Origin of the sequence: Buchnera aphidicola (Acyrthosiphon lactucae), assembly GCF_005083565.1 — a bacterium.
GTDB classification, from domain to species: domain Bacteria; phylum Pseudomonadota; class Gammaproteobacteria; order Enterobacterales; family Enterobacteriaceae; genus Buchnera; species Buchnera aphidicola_AH.
Genome location: NZ_CP034891.1, coordinates 70599 through 87696, shown reverse-complemented (window position 1 = coordinate 87696; position 17098 = coordinate 70599). Strand labels below are relative to the sequence as shown.

17 protein-coding genes, 3 tRNA genes and 1 pseudogene are annotated in these 17098 nt (G+C 22.5%); 7 read left to right on the top strand and 14 right to left on the bottom strand.

Annotation, left to right across the window (positions count from 1 at the left end):
* Window positions 1-171: 171 nt before the first annotated feature.
* Together rpmB and rpmG are read left to right on the top strand one after the other, a co-directional pair.
* Entirely contained in the window at window positions 172-396 is a 225-nt protein-coding gene (gene rpmB / locus D9V61_RS00425; RefSeq protein ID WP_158339287.1) for a 50S ribosomal protein L28, read from the top strand.
* The gene (gene rpmG, locus D9V61_RS00420) at window positions 396-563 is read left to right on the top strand and encodes a 50S ribosomal protein L33 (RefSeq protein WP_158339286.1); all 168 of its coding nucleotides are present in this window, start codon (window positions 396-398) and stop codon (window positions 561-563) included. Before rpmB ends, rpmG begins: the two co-directional genes overlap by 1 nt.
* Window positions 564-724: 161 nt before the next feature.
* Here rpmG and fliR read toward each other — a convergent pair whose 3' ends face one another.
* From fliR to fliF, 11 genes and pseudogenes are all read right to left on the bottom strand, one after another.
* Window positions 725-1501, bottom strand: coding sequence for a flagellar biosynthetic protein FliR (fliR, locus tag D9V61_RS00415; protein ID WP_158339285.1), 777 nt, complete (start codon window positions 1499-1501; stop codon window positions 725-727).
* Window positions 1501-1770 carry a flagellar biosynthesis protein FliQ gene (gene fliQ / locus D9V61_RS00410; protein ID WP_158339284.1) on the bottom strand — a complete coding sequence of 90 codons (270 nt, stop codon included), beginning with the start codon at window positions 1768-1770 and terminating at the stop codon, window positions 1501-1503. The genes fliR and fliQ overlap by 1 nt, the downstream gene beginning before the upstream one ends.
* 71 nt (window positions 1771-1841) lie before the next feature.
* Entirely contained in the window at window positions 1842-2576 is a 735-nt protein-coding gene (gene fliP / locus D9V61_RS03160) for a flagellar type III secretion system pore protein FliP (RefSeq protein ID WP_261979477.1), read from the bottom strand.
* A gap of 36 nt (window positions 2577-2612) precedes the next feature.
* Window positions 2613-2969, bottom strand: a pseudogene (fliO, locus tag D9V61_RS03155) (flagellar biosynthetic protein FliO); the annotation flags it as partial.
* A 23-nt stretch (window positions 2970-2992) separates the two neighbouring features.
* Window positions 2993-4309: a flagellar motor switch protein FliN gene (gene fliN / locus D9V61_RS00395; RefSeq protein WP_261979461.1), complete on the bottom strand. Its 1317-nt coding sequence runs from the start codon at window positions 4307-4309 to the stop codon at window positions 2993-2995.
* 100 nt (window positions 4310-4409) lie between these two features.
* Window positions 4410-5582 carry a flagellar hook-length control protein FliK gene (locus D9V61_RS00390; protein WP_158339282.1) on the bottom strand — a complete coding sequence of 391 codons (1173 nt, stop codon included), beginning with the start codon at window positions 5580-5582 and terminating at the stop codon, window positions 4410-4412.
* Entirely contained in the window at window positions 5570-6034 is a 465-nt protein-coding gene (locus D9V61_RS00385; RefSeq protein ID WP_158339281.1) for a flagellar export protein FliJ, read from the bottom strand. Before D9V61_RS00385 ends, D9V61_RS00390 begins: the two co-directional genes overlap by 13 nt.
* 29 nt (window positions 6035-6063) lie before the next feature.
* Complete coding sequence (locus D9V61_RS00380) at window positions 6064-7464, bottom strand: FliI/YscN family ATPase (RefSeq protein WP_158339280.1); 1401 nt, start codon at window positions 7462-7464, stop codon at window positions 6064-6066.
* Window positions 7422-8084 (bottom strand): flagellar assembly protein FliH, encoded by a 663-nt coding sequence (locus tag D9V61_RS00375; protein ID WP_158339279.1) that lies wholly within the window; start codon window positions 8082-8084, stop codon window positions 7422-7424. Before D9V61_RS00375 ends, D9V61_RS00380 begins: the two co-directional genes overlap by 43 nt.
* Window positions 8077-9072, bottom strand: a complete 996-nt coding sequence (fliG, locus tag D9V61_RS00370; protein ID WP_158339278.1) for a flagellar motor switch protein FliG — start codon at window positions 9070-9072, stop codon at window positions 8077-8079. Before fliG ends, D9V61_RS00375 begins: the two co-directional genes overlap by 8 nt.
* Complete coding sequence (gene fliF / locus D9V61_RS00365; protein ID WP_158339277.1) at window positions 9069-10724, bottom strand: flagellar basal-body MS-ring/collar protein FliF; 1656 nt, start codon at window positions 10722-10724, stop codon at window positions 9069-9071. The genes fliG and fliF overlap by 4 nt, the downstream gene beginning before the upstream one ends.
* Window positions 10725-10961: 237 nt before the next feature.
* Here fliF and fliE point away from each other — a divergent pair, with 237 nt between their 5' ends.
* Window positions 10962-11270 carry a flagellar hook-basal body complex protein FliE gene (gene fliE / locus D9V61_RS00360; RefSeq protein WP_158339276.1) on the top strand — a complete coding sequence of 103 codons (309 nt, stop codon included), beginning with the start codon at window positions 10962-10964 and terminating at the stop codon, window positions 11268-11270.
* A 126-nt stretch (window positions 11271-11396) separates the two neighbouring features.
* On the opposite strand, the gene D9V61_RS00355 is transcribed toward fliE, so the two are convergent.
* Window positions 11397-11469 (bottom strand) — tRNA-Ala (locus D9V61_RS00355).
* 177 nt (window positions 11470-11646) lie between these two features.
* Window positions 11647-13050, bottom strand: a complete 1404-nt coding sequence (gene gltX, locus D9V61_RS00350) for a glutamate--tRNA ligase (protein ID WP_158339275.1) — start codon at window positions 13048-13050, stop codon at window positions 11647-11649.
* A gap of 200 nt (window positions 13051-13250) precedes the next feature.
* Here gltX and D9V61_RS00345 point away from each other — a divergent pair.
* Both D9V61_RS00345 and D9V61_RS00340 read left to right on the top strand, forming a co-directional pair.
* Window positions 13251-13326 (top strand) — tRNA-Val (locus D9V61_RS00345).
* Window positions 13327-13341: 15 nt separating this feature from the next.
* A tRNA-Lys gene (locus D9V61_RS00340) sits at window positions 13342-13414 on the top strand.
* 14 nt (window positions 13415-13428) lie between these two features.
* Here the strand turns inward: D9V61_RS00340 and ligA are convergent.
* On the bottom strand, window positions 13429-15453 hold the full coding sequence (gene ligA, locus D9V61_RS00335) for an NAD-dependent DNA ligase LigA (RefSeq protein WP_158339274.1): 2025 nt from the start codon (window positions 15451-15453) through the stop codon (window positions 13429-13431).
* 250 nt (window positions 15454-15703) lie between these two features.
* Here ligA and cysK point away from each other — a divergent pair, with 250 nt between their 5' ends.
* A complete protein-coding gene (gene cysK, locus D9V61_RS00330; RefSeq protein WP_158339273.1) occupies window positions 15704-16651 on the top strand; it encodes a cysteine synthase A in 948 nt (315 codons plus the stop codon).
* A 139-nt stretch (window positions 16652-16790) separates the two neighbouring features.
* Entirely contained in the window at window positions 16791-17048 is a 258-nt protein-coding gene (locus tag D9V61_RS00325; protein WP_158339272.1) for an HPr family phosphocarrier protein, read from the top strand.
* Window positions 17049-17098 lie beyond the last annotated feature (50 nt).

The following is a 17098-nucleotide window of genomic DNA, read 5'->3' as shown; positions in this document are numbered from 1 at the left end:
ATAGATTGTAATTTAAAAATATACTAAATCCTATTTTAAAAAAAATCAAAAATTAAACAACTATTATAGTTTTTTATAATATGTTAAAATATTTTCCTATTTTAAAAAAAAAATAATTATCAGATCTATTAATTTAAAATATATTAAATTTAAATTTAAGAGAAAAAAATTATGTCACGTATATGTCAGATTACTGGTAAAAAAAGAATGATTGGCAACAATCGGTCTCATGCTATGAATGCAACTAAAAGAAAATTTTTAATAAATATTCAATATCATCGATTTTGGCTTGCTGATGAAAAAAGATTCATTAGATTACGTATTTCAACTAATGGAATGCGTTATATTGATAAAAAAGGTATTGAAAAAATAATCAAAAAAATAAAGGTAAATTAATGGCTAAAAAAAATCGTGAAAAAATAAAAATGATATCATCTGCAGGAACAGGGCATTATTATACTACAACTAAAAATAAGAGAAATACACCAGATAAATTAAAATTTAAAAAATATGATCCAGTCATTCGAAAACATGTTTTATATAATGAAGGAAAGATTAAATAAAAAAAAATAATGAATTTCTATTCAAAAATATTCTAAATTCTAAATTAAAAACTAAAGTATAATTTTAAAAAATTATACTTTATTTATAATGTTTTTTTAAAAATTTAAGCTAAAATATATAATTTAATATATAAAAAAATTTTTAAATACATAAATTAAAACTACATACGTAAGAAAGTGCTAGTGATAAAAAACATTAAATCATTTGATATTTTTTCAAAAAAAGGAAATATAATAGGTATTAAGAAATATAAAACTAATATACCTAATAATAAATTTAATGGAAAACCAATAGAAAAAATAGATATCTGAGGAGATAATCGATTTAATAAACTCATTATAACACTAAGAGATAATAAAAAAATCATAATTGGAAAAACAAATAAAACACTATTTAAAAAAATATAACTAGAAAACTTTAATAAAATAAAAAAAATATTTGCATTTAAAAAATAACTATCAATAGGCATACTATAAAAACTATCAATTAAAATAGAAATTAAATAAAGATGAGTATTAAGAATTAGAAAAAAAAACAAAGTTAAAGTATTTAATAAACGAGATATTACAGAAGTACCAATGTGAGTATTATTATTAAAAAAGGTTGCAAATGATAAACCCATTTGCAATCCTATTATTTCACCAGATAAATTTATTGTAATAAATAATAACTGCGCAGTAAAACCTAAGACAAAACCAATTAATATCTGTTGTAAGAATAATAAAAATCCAAAATACGAAAATAATTCTGTATGAACTTCAGGTAAAAAAGGAGATACTAACCAACTAATTATACCAGATAAAAAAATTTTATTCTTTCTATTGACTAGTTTATCATTAAAAATAGGCACCGCTGAAAAAAAAGATAAAATTCGTACCATAGGCCAAAAAAAATTACTAATTAAAGTTATTAATTGAAGACTATTGAATGTTAACATTATTTGATAATCAATGGTATACTGTTAAATAAATTATGCATATAATCTAGCATAATACCTAACATCCAAGGTCCAAGTATCACTATTGTACCTAAAACAGAAACAATTTTAGGGATAAAAGATAAAGTCTGTTCATTAACTTGTGTAGCTGCTTGTAATACACTAATTACTAAACCACTAATTAAAGCTGCTAATAATAATGGCAACGCAATAATTAATGCAACTTTTACAGCATTATGAAATAATTCCATTACATATTCAGATGTCATAAATAAACATCTCCATTTTTAAAGTTAATTTAAAATTATTTACAATATATAAAAAATATTTTATAGAGATATTATGTATTAAAACTTTGTGCTAATGAAGTAATTAATAGTTGCCATCCATCTACTAATACAAACAACATTAATTTAAAAGGCAAGGAAATTGTTGAAGGTGGTACCATCATCATACCAAGAGCCATCAATACACTAGCTACAACTAAATCAATAATTAAAAAAGGTATAAAAATAGTAAATCCAATTTGAAAAGCAGTTTTTAATTCGCTAGTAATAAATGATGGTAATAAAATTCGCATTGGTATATCATTTTTATTTTTATAGTAAGAAATATTTGCTAATTTTGAAAATAATTCTAAATCAGGTGTACGTGTTTGATTTAACATAAATTTCTTTAATGGAATAGAACCTTTTAAAATAGCATCTTCCATATTTATTTTTTCTTCACTAAATGGTATATAAGCATCTTTATAAATTTTATCAAATGTAGGAGACATAATAAAAAAAGTAAGAAAAAGTGCTAAACCAAGTAATATCTGATTTGGTGGTGCATATGGAGTACCTAACGCATTTCTTAATAAACCAAAAACAATAACGATCCTTGTAAAACTAGTCATCATTAAAAGAAATGCTGGAAGAAAAGTTAAAGATGTTAAAAAAACTAACGTTTGTACTGGTACAGACCAAGTTTGTCCACCATCATCTAAAATATGACTTGTTAATCCAGGAATTTCTGCACGGACTGTTGGACAAAAAAATAATAAAAATAAAAATGGAATAATTCGATAAAACATTGTTTTTTTCCAGGATATTTTAGAAAAATTTTTCAAAGAATAATTAAAATAATTTTTTAGAAACAGAGATTTGTCTGTTTTTTTTATTGGTTCATCTTTTGAAATAGATGAATATGTATATAAATGAGTAATATTTTTTGCTGTAACACCTAATACCAATCTTACCTTTTCGACTTCTATAATAATAATAGATTCTTGAGATCCAACAGATAATCTATCTATTATTTTCATAGAAGATATTATATTATTAATTTTAAAAAAAGAAATCTTTTTTAAAATCCAACTCAAGATTAATATTAGCAATATTATTTCAGATAATGAACTAATTATTTGATAGAATTTTTCACTATTAAATATCGGCTGAAAAGTATTTGATATTGGCTGAAAAAACATATTATTTTTCATAAAATTTAAATTTAAGATAAAACATCTATAGTTTTTAAAGAATTTTTTATACTAGTAATGCGAAGACCATATTTTTTTTCTGAAATTACAATTTCGCCAGATGCAATTAAATGACCATTAATAAAAACATCTAAGGGGTCTTCTGTTGGTTTATCCAAAATTAACATGCTTCCCTTTGAAAAGCTAAGAAAATCTTTAATTTTTATTTTTGATTTTCCTAATTCTACAGTAATATTAACAAATGTATTAAGTAAGACATTTTTATTATTTGTTAAATTTTTAGAATTATTTAATACATGTTTATTCATATTTTCTTCAGATAATAATTTTTTATTACTCTTTTGGTTATCAATTATTTTTTTTTCAGAATTAATTAATTTTTTATCATTATCATTTTTCTGTATATTATTCATTAGAAAGTATTCCTTATCTTTATTAAACTTTAAATTATTATTAATAAACTCTTCTATAAAAACAATAGATTGTTCATTAAACCTTTTAAAGTTTCCAAAAAATATAGCTTGGTCTTCTATAAATCCTATAATTTTATTAGGCTTTTTGATTGATAAAACATCTCCGACTGATAAATTATAAAGTTTATCATATGAAATAGAACTAAACATAAATTTAGATATAACATTTAGTTTAACATCATATATATCATTAAAAGAAATCTTATTATGAATATTTTTTTTTATATTATGTATATTTTTATTATCATTATTTATTGAAAGAAGTATATTTTTATTTATGTATTTAAGTATTGATATAGGAATTAAAATATTAAAAAAAATTTCTATATTATTAATAAAAAAGCTAAAATAACTAATTAAAAATAATGTATTAGGATTAAAATTAGATTGTTTAAAATTAAAAAATATTTTTGTATTAATAAAATTTGTTTCTGTTGAAAAATATTTTTGATAAATTTTAGTGAAAGAAGTTGTTATAAATTTAGTAATTTTAGTATTAATCAAAGTCTCAGTAGATGTAAAATTTTTTATTTTTTTATTTTTATCTTTAAAATGACCTTTACCTCCAAACAAGATATCTATAATAATAGATAAAAAATCATGAGAAAAAATTATGAAAGATTCCTCTTTATAAGGTAAAATTTCTATTAAATTTAGACATCTTAAGTTTTTTATAATATATGTTTCAGAATTACAAGATCCTATTTTTATATGATGAGAAGCTAATTTAATATTATTTTTAGTAAAACTAGTAAAAAATTTTATAAATTGACCTATAAAACTATTATTAATATTTTCTAATATTTCAATTTCATTTTCTTGTAAAAAATTATTTAAATTATTACTTTTCCCCATTTATATACCTCAAAGGTAAAAGTTGTTAAAAAAAACTAAAAAACACGATTTTTTATATCGAATAATATATTTTTTTTAGAATAAAATTCTATAATTTTTATCAAATATATATATCAATTGGTTTAAAATTTTTTAAATCTAAATCATTTTTATATATATTGAGATTTTTTTTAAAACTATCTAGATAGTTAATATTCTTACTAAATAAATTTTTATAGTTTTTGTATTTTTTATTTGTAAGAGAACTAGAAATATTAAATTTTTCTAATTTAATTCCGTGTTCTGTTAATGAATTACGTAAAAAAGGAATAGAATTCTCTAAAAACATTCTTACTTCATTATATTTAGAAATAAATTTTAATGTAGCAGCATTATTTTTCATATTAATCACAATATGTATAGATCCTAAAGATTCTGGTTTTAAATGTATTTCTGCTTGATTGTTTTTGTTAGAAATTGATAAAAGTATTTTATGGCTAATTAATTTTTTCCATTCAATAGAATTTTTTGTATTATTTGAAAGTAATGGTTTTATATATGATTTTATATGTTCTTTTTTATTAAAAATTGGAAATGAATTTCTTCTATGAATTATATTATCAATTTTATTTATATTTTTAGAAAAAAATATAAATTTTTTATTTTTTTTAGTATCTAAGGGAAGAATTACCTTTTTTTCATCTTCTATAAATTTCATTTTATTTTTATAAACTTTAGGGATGTTTGTTTTTCTTTGAAAAAGTTGATTATTTGTTTTTTTTGAGTCTAAATTATTTGTTATTCTTATATTATTTAATTCATTAATTTGATTAAACTGATTTTTATTGTTTATTAGTTTACTTGATTCTGTTTCTATTTTTAATATTTTAAATGTGTTTTTAATTTTATTTTTTTTAGAATCTTTTATATTTTTTAAAAAATCAATAGTATGTAATGAATTAACTTGATTCTTCTTTATTTTTTTTTTTTGCATTTTATTATCTTTAATATTATTAAAAGTTTCAGAATTTAAAATTCTATCTCTTTTATTTAAAATATTTAATAGATTATTAATTATAAAATTAGCACATACAATATTTTTATCGTTATCATCATTTTTTTTTTCTTCTGTAAAAACATTATCAAATTCTATTTCTTTTCTTAGTAAGTATTTATTTAATTGATTTAAAACAGATATTGATAAGCCTTCTTTAAAAATATTATTAAAAAAATTATTATCTTTATTTAAAGAAGCATTATTTTGTGAATTTATATTATAAATCATTTGTAACATGATAATAATTTTCCTTTTTTTAAAAATTTTAATTGAGTACAATTATCATTAATTATGTCTTCCTGTATTTTTTTCATCTTTAATGTTTGTTTTTTATTTATTTTATTTAAATATTCCCAAACTTTTAGTTTCATTTTATTTGCAGACCATTTTTTTAAACTTTTTTTAATTATTCTTTGATTTTCTTCAATGCTATTTATGTTTTCTTTGATAATCACCTGTAATGTAGAAATAAAATTATTATAATTTTTCCACTGATGTACGCAAACTCCTGACATCATTTTATCATGTATTTTTTTTAAATATTCTTTTTGATAATTAATTAATAGTTTTAATTGTTCACTATTCTGTTGTTTTTTTAAATAAAGATTTTTAATCTTAATTGTCTCTTCTTCTATTTTTTTTTTTTCTATTGTTTCTAACAAAGAAAATGAAAATTTTGTATATTTCATTAATATAAGACATCCAGTATATTAAAATATTAAATAAATATTTCATTTAACGCTTGACAAGAAAAAAAATAATCGCTTTTTTCAGATATTCCTTGTTGCAAAAACTTTTCTAATTTCGGCCAAATTTTAATTGCATGATCTAACACTAAATCAGTTCCATTAATATAAGCACCTATATTTATCAAATCTCGATTTCTTTGATACGAAGAAACTAATTTTTTAAAATAAAAAGCTTGAGAATACTGTTTGGCACTAATAATATTAGGCATCACGCGACTAATAGAAGATTTAATATCAATTGCGGGATAATGACCTAAATCAGCATAATAACGAGACAGTATAATGTGCCCATCTAATATAGACCGAGCGAGATGTGAAACTGGATCTTGTTCATCTTCATCTTCAGTTAAAACTGTATAAAATGAAGTAATTGAAGCTTTATTTTTATTAGCTATTCCTGTACGCTCTACTAAAGTAGGAATTTTTGAAAATATAGAAGACGGATAACCTTTAGAAATAGGTAACTCTCCTAAAGATAATGCAATTTCTCGTTGCGCCATAGCATAACGAGTTAAAGAATCCATAATTAATAGTACATGTTTATTATTTTTATAAAAATATTCCGCAATATTAGTAGCATAAGAAGCTGCTTGTATTTTTAATAAAGGAGATACGTCTGCAGGAGCAGCAATAACCACTGATCGAGATAATCCTTCTGCCCCTAATATATTTTCTATAAACTCTTTTACTTCTCGACCTCGCTCTCCAATTAAAGCAATAATAATAACATCAGCTTGTGTATACTTTGCCATCATACCCAGTAAAATACTTTTACCAATACCAGAACTAGAAAAAATTCCTATTTTTTGACCTCTTCCAATTGTTAAAAGTCCATTAATAGCGCGTATTCCAGTATCTAATACTTCAGTAATTGGAGTTCTATTTAATGGGTTAATGCTACAATTTTTTATTGCAGTATAGTATTTATAATCAATTTTAGGTAATTGATCTAAAGGTTGACCTCGTCCGTCTAATACTCTTCCTAATAATTTCATACCCAATGGCATTTTTTTTACAATACCATAATTTCCTGGTTTTACACAAACACGAGCCCCAGGAAAAACACCATTAATTTCTTCAAAAGATAGCAATAAAGTTTTTTCTCCTGAAAAACCTATTACTTCAGCATTCATATATATGTTTTTGCCATCTATTTTTCTTTCAATAAGACATTCCGAACCAATAGGTGTTTTTAATAATCCTATAACTTCTAAAACTAATCCATTAATACTAATAAGACGACCATAATTAACAATATCAGACAGTTTCTCAATTCTATTTTCAACAGAAGAAAACTTTTTTAAAAATTGAGTAAATCTTAAATTCATTAATATTCCTCTGAATAAACAAGACGAGATAATTCCTGCCATCTAGCATCTACTGTTGCATCCATATCAATTTTTTCTGATTTAATTTTACAACCATTTACGTCCATATTATCATCGTAAACTAATGTCCATTTATGAGTATTTAAAAAATCTTTAAAGTTTTTTTCTATTATTTTTTTATTTTTAGGATGAATTATAAGTTGTGGTTTTTTCAAGAATATACCATCTTGATTAATAATCTTTTTTATATAATTTATCAAAATTGATTCATCAATATCAATATTTTTACCAATTACATAAGATGAAATCTTTAAAACTGTTTTTAGCAATTGAGAACATAATGCTTTTTCAAAAATAATGAGAGAATTCTCAAAATCTAAAAATAAATTATTTAATTTATTTTTTAATAATATATTATCTTCTTGACCTTTTATAAGTCCTTTTTTAAAACCAATTTCATATCCTTTTGTTTTTTTTAAATCTATTGTAGATTCTTTTATATCACTAATAAAATTTTTTTGATTTTTTGATGCTATAAAGAAATCTTCTTCTTTAAATTTATCAGAAAAAAACAAAATTTGTTTATTTTCTTTTTTGTTTTTTAAAAATATTTTTTTTGGATACCATCGTGTCCATTTTTTTTCTAAGATCGAATTAGGCATAATACTCTCTTAAAGTTTTTAATGAAATTTTTCCATTTTCTATAATACTTTTAATCATTATTAAAATTAATTTTTGTTCATTTTTTATAGAATTTTTAGAAATATAAGACTTTTTCTGCAAACTCAAAGATAGTTCATTAGATTCTGTTTGAGACATATTTTTAAAAAACTTCTCTCTAATAGAGGAATTAGTATTTTGAAGTGCAATATATAATTTTTCTTTTTCTATATTTTTAATTAAAACTTTAATATGTTTATCATCTATATCTACTAAATTATCAAATAAAAACATTTCTTCAACAATTCTATCTGCTAATTTTTGGTTAAATATACTAATTTTTTTTATCGTTTTTTTCTCATTCTTCATTTTCATTGAATTAAGAATTTGAGCAGCAGTTTTTATACCTCCTTTTTCTGATAAAATTAATTTTTTATTTTGTAATAAATTATTAATAACTTTATTCAATTCGACTAAACTAGATTCTTCAATACCACGAAATTCTATAATTCTTAATATAATTTCAGATTGTTTTTCATCACTAAGAAATGAAAGAACTTGGGCTGATTGATTTTTATCTAAATATACTAGTATTGTAGTAATAATTTGGGGATGTTCATTATCTAATAAAAAAGCTACTTGTTCAGCTTTCATATAATTAAGTGCTTCAATACATATTTTAGCATTACGGATTTCTAATGCTTCTTGTAATAGAGAATTTCCTTTTTTCTCTCCCAATGCTTTTGTTAACATATTAACAAGATACTTATCACTATTATTACAATTTAAAATATTGTTTTTTATAGCAAGATCATAACATTCCGTAAGTATTTCATGTAATTTCTTGTGAGAAACTCTTTTAATATTCACCATAGCAGTAATTAGTTCTTGAACTTCAAAAGGAGTTAAATTTTTTAATATTTCTCCTGCTTGATCAGACCCTATTGTTATTAATAACAATGCACTTTTTTCAGTACCATTTAAAATCATATTTTATCACTCATCCATTTACGAATAATCAACGCTATAGTACGTGGATTCTGATTAGATATATTGCAAATTTGATGGATTAATTTATCTATATTTATATTTTTTTTAATATCTTCTTGAACAGAATTTTCTTGTAAAATATTATTTTTTCCTATATGTTTTTTTTCTTTTAGAACATGTGTATTTTCAAAATTATTTTTTTTTGAAAAAGAACAAATATATTTTTTTAATAATAGAAAAAGAAAGAAAGAAGGAAAAAACCACGGCGCAATAGTAAATAAAAAATTTGATAAATTAAAATTATTTAAATTATTTATTTGAACCGGTATTTTTTCATTATATCTAGTAAATGATGCATTAACAAGATGAATACTGTCTCCTCGCGATTTAGAATATCCTATTGCTTCTTGTACTAATTTTTTAATATTTTTTGTCTTTTCTATAGTTAAAGGAACTAATTTTCCATTTTTATCTTTAATAAAATTCACTATAACTGCTGCTGATAATCTTTTGATTTCTCCTATATTCATTTTAGTATGTGATACACTATGATTTAATTCATAGTTAATGGTATTATCACGATTAATATTACTATTAAAAGGAGTATAGTCATTTTTTAAATTATTACTATTTTTTACAGTATTTAGTTTTCTTGTATTTTTATTCTCTTGAGTATTCTTATTTAAATTAATATCATCATTGGATAAAGAATTCGGTATATTTTCTTTCTCTATTTCATCATGAATACTTATTTGACGAGATCTTATTGATTGATTTTTATGATTAGTATTCGGTGAATATTTTTCTTGTGTTTTTTCTTGTGCATTAAAATCTATTTGTGCAGTTACTTGAGCATAAACATTACCAATCCCTACTAATGGTTCTAAAATATTTTTTATTCTATTTCGATAACGAGATTCAATCTCTTCAGAATATTTAAACTGCAAATCATTAACGTGATCATATTCTACAGAATTCTGATTTAATAAGTTTCCTAATTGATCTACGATGGTAATATTTTTTACTGAAAGATTTGATATACTACTTGAGACTAAATGTAATATTGCATTAATTTGTCCCATATCTAATGTTCTTCCTGGCTGAAGTTCTAAAACAACAGAAGCTGAAGATTTTTTTTTGTCTTGTAAAAATAATGATGTTTTAGGAAATGCTATATGTATTCTAGCACTTTTCACAATATTAATTCTTTGTATAGTTCGAGCTAATTCCCCTTCTAAAGCACGATGATAATTTATTTGTTCATTAAATTGACTCATTCCAAATTTTTCTTTATCTAATAATTCAAAACCAACACCTCCACCTCTAGGAAGATTATTTTCTGCCAAACGCAAACGAATTTCATAAACTTTATCTTTTGGAACTGATATTTGACCTGAAATATCAGTAAATTGATAAGGAATTTTCATTTGATTTAGTTCATTAATAATAGCTCCACCATCTTCATTAGATAAATGATTATACAAAACTTGATACTCGGGAGATTTAATCCATATTGAAACAGAAACAGCAGTAATAACTGCAGCTGTTAATAAAATAATTAAAACACGAGAACTTTTTAAAAAACGAGATAGAAAATTATTAAATTTTTTTTTCTCTTTTAAAACTGATTCTTCTATAGTGCTAAAATTCATGAAATCTTCCTATCTGAATAATTAATTCTAACTATAATTTAGTGATGATTAAAAAAATTTTACTAATAGTATGAAATAAAAAAATTTCTTGTTAAATTATTATCAATAATATAATAAAAAATGTTATTTTAGTATAATATTAAAATTCTTATCTTTATAGTATTTTTATCTTAATAAAGGTATGATAATATTTTAAAAATTTAAAAATATAAAAATTATTTTATAATGAGGAAGATTATGTTTATTAATAATATAGATCATCAAAACATTAATACAAAAATTAATTTATTAGATATAAATACAAAAACACAAAAAACAGAAAGTGACAAATTTATGGATTATATAAAAATAGGATTAGGAGAAATAAGTAAAACTCAAAATCATGCAAAATCTGATTCGGAAAAATTTATATTAAATCAATCAGGAGTTTCTCTAAATGATGTAATGATAAATTTAGAAAAATCTTCTATTTCTATGCAAATGGCAATCCAGATAAGAAATAAAATTATGTCAGCCTATCAAGAAATTATGAATCAACAAATCTAACTGATAAACCTTACTGTGCTGAATAAAAAATTTAGCACAGTATTATAATAAATGTTATACAGTCATTTTAAAAATAAAGAATTTTTTTATATTTTTACAAAAATTTAAACTTTAAAAACAATTCAATGGAGCTAAGCGGAATCGAACCGCTCACATCTTGCATGCCATGCAAGCGCTCTGCCAAATGAGCTATAGCCCCAAAAATATTACAATATAAAAACACATGAATCCTGTCAATTTATTTTTTATAAATTATTTTAAAAATATATTTTTCATGAAAACTTAAAATATAATCTTACTAAAAATCATATGTGTCAAATTTTTTATCAATAATTTTTAGGTCTACAAAATAAAAAAATCAATATAACACTACTATCTATATATTCTTAATGTAATTAATTGATTTTTTAATTCTTAATAAAGTTTTTTCTCGACCGATTAAATTAATTATAGAACTAATACTAGGCGAATAGATATCTCCTGTCATAGAAATACGCAATACCATATTCACTTCTTTTGTTTTTACTTTAATATCTAAAGATATATCATTAATTATCGTAGAAATATTATAATCATTCCATATAGATAATTTTTTCATTCTTTTGTAAGATTCTTCTAAAATAGAAGAATTTTTTTTTGTAAAATATTTTTCTACTGCTTTTTTATTAAAAAAATCAAATTCTTCATAAAAATAGCGACAAGATTCCGTTATTTCTTTTAAAGTACTATAACGATTTCTTAATAATTTAACTAAAGATTCTACATCAGGACCATTTTTTATATCAATTTTTTGGTTTGTCATATAATCTTGAAGAAGATTAGAAACGTAATTTAATGGTAGATTATTAATATAATATTTATTCATCCATAAAAGTTTTTTAATATTGATCGTACTAGAAGATTTACTAATAGATTTTAAATTAAACAGTTCCTGCATTTCTGATATATTAAATATCTCTTTATCACCATAAGACCAACCTAATCGTATTACATAATTTAATAATGCTTCTGGTAAAAAACCATTTTTACTGTACTCGATGACATTTAAAGCATTTTTCCGTTTAGAAATTTTATGTCCTTCTTCATCTAAAATCATTGATAAATGAGCATAAATAGGTATTTTAACTCCCAATGAGTTCAAGATATTAATTTGACGTGGCGTATTATTAATATGATCTTCTCCACGAATAACATGAGTGATTTCCATATCTAAATCATCTACAACAACACAAAAATTATAAGTAGGCATTCCATTAGAACGTTGAATAACAAGATCATCTAATTCTGCATTATCAAAAATAATTTCTCCTCTAATTTTATCTTGAAATACTACTTTTCCAGAAAGTGGGTTTTTAAAACGTATTACATATTTTTGATTTGATGTATTTTTAATTTTTAAATTTCTACAAGTACCAGGATAACGTGGTTTATGACCTTCTCTAATTTGTTTTAGTCGTATTTGTTCTAATTCCTGAGATGAACAAATACAGATATATGCATCTTTTTTTTCTAACATAGAATTAATAACTTGTTTATATCTATTTAATCTTTGAGTTTGAAAATAAGGACCTTCATCCCAATTCAAACCTAACCATTTTAATCCATTTATGATAGAATTAATAGAAATTGCTTGAGAACGTGAAAGATCAGTATCTTCTATACGAAGTACAAACTTTCCACTATGATGTCTTGCAAATAACCAAGAATATAACGCAGTACGAATACTACCAATATGTAAATTTCCAGTAGGACTAGGTGCAAAACGAGTTTTTACTTTCATATATTCCTTTAAAAAAATCAATTTAACAATTAATAATATAAAATATTATTTTAATATTAGAATTATTAATCTTTTTTTAAAAAATAGATTATTATTTAATCATTCTGATTAAATTTACAACAAACAAATTTTATTTTTTAAAAAAAGATTGACTCTATTTCTTCTAGCTTTACAATATATGTATATATAAATTTATAAAAGGGTGATTAGCTCAGTTGGTAGAGCTCCTCCTTTACACGGAGGAAGTCGGCGGTTCGAGTCCGTCATCACCCACCAAGTATATTTATAAAAGGGTCGTTAGCTCAGTTGGTAGAGCAGTTGACTTTTAATCAATTGGTCGCAGGTTCAAATCCTGCACGACCCAAAAATTAAATGCTATTATTTAATTTGAATTAAATGTTTTAATTCTTCTTCATTCATAATTCTAATTTTTAAATTTTTTGCTCTAAAAAATTTAGATCCAAAATTTTTACCATAAATTAAAATATCTGTTTTCTGAGAAATATTATGCAAAACATTCGCACCTAAATTTATTAAAATTCTCTTTAGTTTTGTTCTTGAAAAAGAATTAAATACTCCCGTTAAAACAATTTTTTTATTTAAAAAAAGTGTTTTTTTTATATTGGATTTCTGTAATTCCTGATCGTCCCAATAAATTCCTGCTTTTGTAATTAACTCATTAATCATTTTACGATTGGAAACTGTATAAAAATAATTAAATATATTATTTGCAATAACTTTTCCTATTCCATCTATAGAATTCAATTCTAAAACATCAGCATTCATTAATTTATCTAATTTTAAAAAATAATTTGAAATTTTTTGAGAAACAATCTCTCCCACACCAGGTATACCTAAAGCATAAATAAAACATTTAAGAGTAGTTTTTTTACATTGAATAATAGAATTAATAATTTTTAAGCTTTTCTTTTTTCCTACATTTTTTAATTTAATGAAATCAAGATCTTTAAGATAAAAAAAATCTATTGGATTTTTAACAAATCTTTTTTTTATTAATTCATTAATAATTTTTGGACCTAAACCCTTTACATACAAAGATTTTTTTGAAAAAAAATGATATAATGCTTTTTTTTTCTGAGCATCACAAGTTAGTCCAGAATGACAACGAATTAATTTTTCGTCAGTATTTTCTAATAATTTTGTATTACATACTGGACAAAATTCAGGAAAAGTAATTTTTTTCGCATTTTTACAGCGTATATTTTTAACAACACTTAATAATTTTGGTATAACATCACCGGAACGACAAATTATAACAGAATCATTAACATGTAAATTTAATCTTTCTATTTCATACTTATTATGTAATGAAGCTTTTCTAATCATAACACCAGATATATAGACAGGATTAAAATAAGCTACAGGAGTAATTACACCTGTTCTACCAACTTGAAATTTAACATCATTTAATAAAGTAATTTTTTCTGAAGAAAAGAATTTAAATGCTATTGCCCATCTTGGAGATTTTGTATTACATCCTAATTTTTTTTGTAATTCTATTGAATTTACTTTAATAACAATTCCATCTATATCAAAATCAAGAAAATTTCTTTTTTTTTCAAATTTTTTATAAAATTCTTTAACCTCTACATAACTTGAACAAATTATAATTTCTTTTTTTACAGGTAGTCCCCAAGATACACATTTCATTAATCGTTTATAATGAGTGTTTAGTTCTTCATTAGTTTCTGTGAAGAAATAACATCCGTAACATGAGAAAATCAATTTTCTTTCAGCTGTTATTTTTGGATCAATATGACGTAGTGATCCTGCTGCTGCATTCCTAGGATTAGAAAAATATTTCTGTTTATTATTTTTATATTTTTCATTTAATTTTATAAAATTAGATTTTAACATAAATACTTCGCCCCGAACTTCTAATCTTTTGGGTATATCAATTCCTTTTAATTGTAATGGAATTGATTCGATCATTCGAGCATTAGCAGTAATATTTTCTCCTTGAAAACCATCACCTCGGGTTGCTGCACGCACAAAAACTCCTTCCTCATAAATTATACTAATTGCTATTCCATCTAATTTGAGTTCGCAACAAAAAGATATTAATTCATTAATACTAATAGATTTTTTAATTCTTTTTTCAAAATTTAAATATCCATTTATATCAAATGTATTTTCTAACGATAACATAGGAAAAAAATGTTTTATTTTTTTAAAATTTTTCAACAAACCTGATCCTACTTTTTGTGTAGGTGAGTCTGAGGTAATAAGTTTTTTGTTTTTTAATTCTAAATTATATAATTGATTTAATAAATAATCATATTCTGCATCAGAAATAATTGATTGATTTAATGTATGATAAAAGTATTCATATTTTAAAATATTTTTTCGTAATTTAGTAATTTTATTCTTAGTAGATGTCATAAATTTATTATATATGTAATTATTATAGAAATAGATGAATTTTAAATTATCTCAAATTTCATAAATTAATAATATTAGTATTCTTAAATATTTTTTATTATATAATTTTTATTTATAATATATAAATAAAATTTTTTAATAATTATTAAAATAAATATTTTAAAAAAATATTTAACAAGAAGACCGAATAAAATTTTGTAATATTATTTAAATTTTTAAATATAGAAAAAATTTCAAAAAAAGGAAAAAAATGAGTAAAATATATGAAGATAACTCTTTAACTATTGGTAACACACCTCTAGTTCGTTTAAATAAAATTGGACACGGAAATATTTTAGTAAAAATAGAATCTAGGAATCCAAGTTTTAGTGTTAAATGTAGAATTGGTGCTAATATGATATGGAGCGCAGAAAAAAATCAAAATATAAATAAAAATATAGAATTAATAGAAGCGACTAGTGGTAATACAGGAATAGCATTAGCTTATGTTGCTGCTTCTAGAAATTATCGATTAACTCTAACTATGCCTGATACAATGTCTATTGAAAGACAAAAAATATTAAAATCTTTAGGGGCAAAACTAATATTAACAAACGGAAAATATGGTATGCAAGGAGCTATTTCTAAAGCTAATGATATTGTATCATGTAATTCAGGGAAATATTTTTTATTAAAACAATTTGAAAATCCAGCTAATCCCGAAATTCATCAACAAACTACTGGTCCAGAAATCTGGAACGATACTAATGGAAATTTAGATATATTAATTTCTGCTGTAGGAACAGGAGGAACAATAACAGGTATCACAAGATATATAAAAAAAATAAAAAGAAAAAAAAACTTAATTAGTATAGCTGTTGAACCTTCCGAATCACCGGTAATTACACAGTTTTTAACAGGAAAAGAAATAGCACCTGGACCACATAAGATTCAAGGTATTGGAGCAGGATTTATTCCTAAAAATCTAGATTTAACATTAATTGATCAAGTAATTACTGTGTCTAGCGAAGAAGCAATACTTATGGCTCGAAAATTAATGAAAAAAGAAGGAATATTAGCAGGAATTTCTTCTGGTGCTGCATTACATGCAGCAATAAAAATACAAAATAAAAAAAATTTTTTAGATAAGAAAATAGTTGTTATTTTACCGTCTTCAGGAGAACGTTATTTAAGTACAGAATTGTTTTCTAATCTATAAAAAAATAATTAAAATACAACTTTCCAATAAAAAAATTTTAAAAACCTTGTTTTTATTACATATCTTGTATTTTAATAGTTAAAAAATATTTTAAAATTATTAAAAAATTACATTAATAAACTTTTATTAAGGGGAAAAAATGTTTCAAAAAAAAGTTACAATAACTGCTCCGCATGGTTTACATACTCGTCCTGCAGCTCAGTTTGTGAAGGAAGCAAAAAAATTTATTTCTGAAATCTCAATTACTTATAATGGAAAATCAGTAAATGCAAAAAGTTTATTTAAAATTCAAACGCTTGGTTTAATCCGAGGAAGTCTTATTACACTAACAGCTCAGGGAGAGGATGAAAAAAAAGCAATTGAACATTTATCTCTAATAATTACAGAATTAGAATAAATAAATACTAAAGAATCAATTTTTGATTTCTCTAAAACAGAACTAGAAGT

Bases quoted from the DNA above. Each gene is read 5' to 3' on its own strand.
- D9V61_RS00390 (WP_158339282.1), bottom strand. From the start codon at position 5,582: ATGTTACAAATGATTTATAATATAAATTCACAAAATAATGCTTCTTTA.
- fliR (WP_158339285.1), bottom strand. From the start codon at position 1,501: ATGTTAACATTCAATAGTCTTCAATTAATAACTTTAATTAGTAATTTT.
- fliE (WP_158339276.1), top strand. From the start codon at position 10,962: ATGTTTATTAATAATATAGATCATCAAAACATTAATACAAAAATTAAT.
- fliN (WP_261979461.1), bottom strand. From the start codon at position 4,309: ATGGGGAAAAGTAATAATTTAAATAATTTTTTACAAGAAAATGAAATT.
- ligA (WP_158339274.1), bottom strand. From the start codon at position 15,453: ATGACATCTACTAAGAATAAAATTACTAAATTACGAAAAAATATTTTA.
- fliF (WP_158339277.1), bottom strand. From the start codon at position 10,724: ATGAATTTTAGCACTATAGAAGAATCAGTTTTAAAAGAGAAAAAAAAA.
- fliP (WP_261979477.1), bottom strand. From the start codon at position 2,576: ATGTTTTATCGAATTATTCCATTTTTATTTTTATTATTTTTTTGTCCA.
- rpmG (WP_158339286.1), top strand. From the start codon at position 396: ATGGCTAAAAAAAATCGTGAAAAAATAAAAATGATATCATCTGCAGGA.
- rpmB (WP_158339287.1), top strand. From the start codon at position 172: ATGTCACGTATATGTCAGATTACTGGTAAAAAAAGAATGATTGGCAAC.
- D9V61_RS00375 (WP_158339279.1), bottom strand. From the start codon at position 8,084: ATGCCTAATTCGATCTTAGAAAAAAAATGGACACGATGGTATCCAAAA.
- D9V61_RS00385 (WP_158339281.1), bottom strand. From the start codon at position 6,034: ATGAAATATACAAAATTTTCATTTTCTTTGTTAGAAACAATAGAAAAA.
- fliG (WP_158339278.1), bottom strand. From the start codon at position 9,072: ATGATTTTAAATGGTACTGAAAAAAGTGCATTGTTATTAATAACAATA.
- fliQ (WP_158339284.1), bottom strand. From the start codon at position 1,770: ATGACATCTGAATATGTAATGGAATTATTTCATAATGCTGTAAAAGTT.
- D9V61_RS00325 (WP_158339272.1), top strand. From the start codon at position 16,791: ATGTTTCAAAAAAAAGTTACAATAACTGCTCCGCATGGTTTACATACT.
- gltX (WP_158339275.1), bottom strand. From the start codon at position 13,050: ATGAAAGTAAAAACTCGTTTTGCACCTAGTCCTACTGGAAATTTACAT.
- D9V61_RS00380 (WP_158339280.1), bottom strand. From the start codon at position 7,464: ATGGCAGGAATTATCTCGTCTTGTTTATTCAGAGGAATATTAATGAAT.
- cysK (WP_158339273.1), top strand. From the start codon at position 15,704: ATGAGTAAAATATATGAAGATAACTCTTTAACTATTGGTAACACACCT.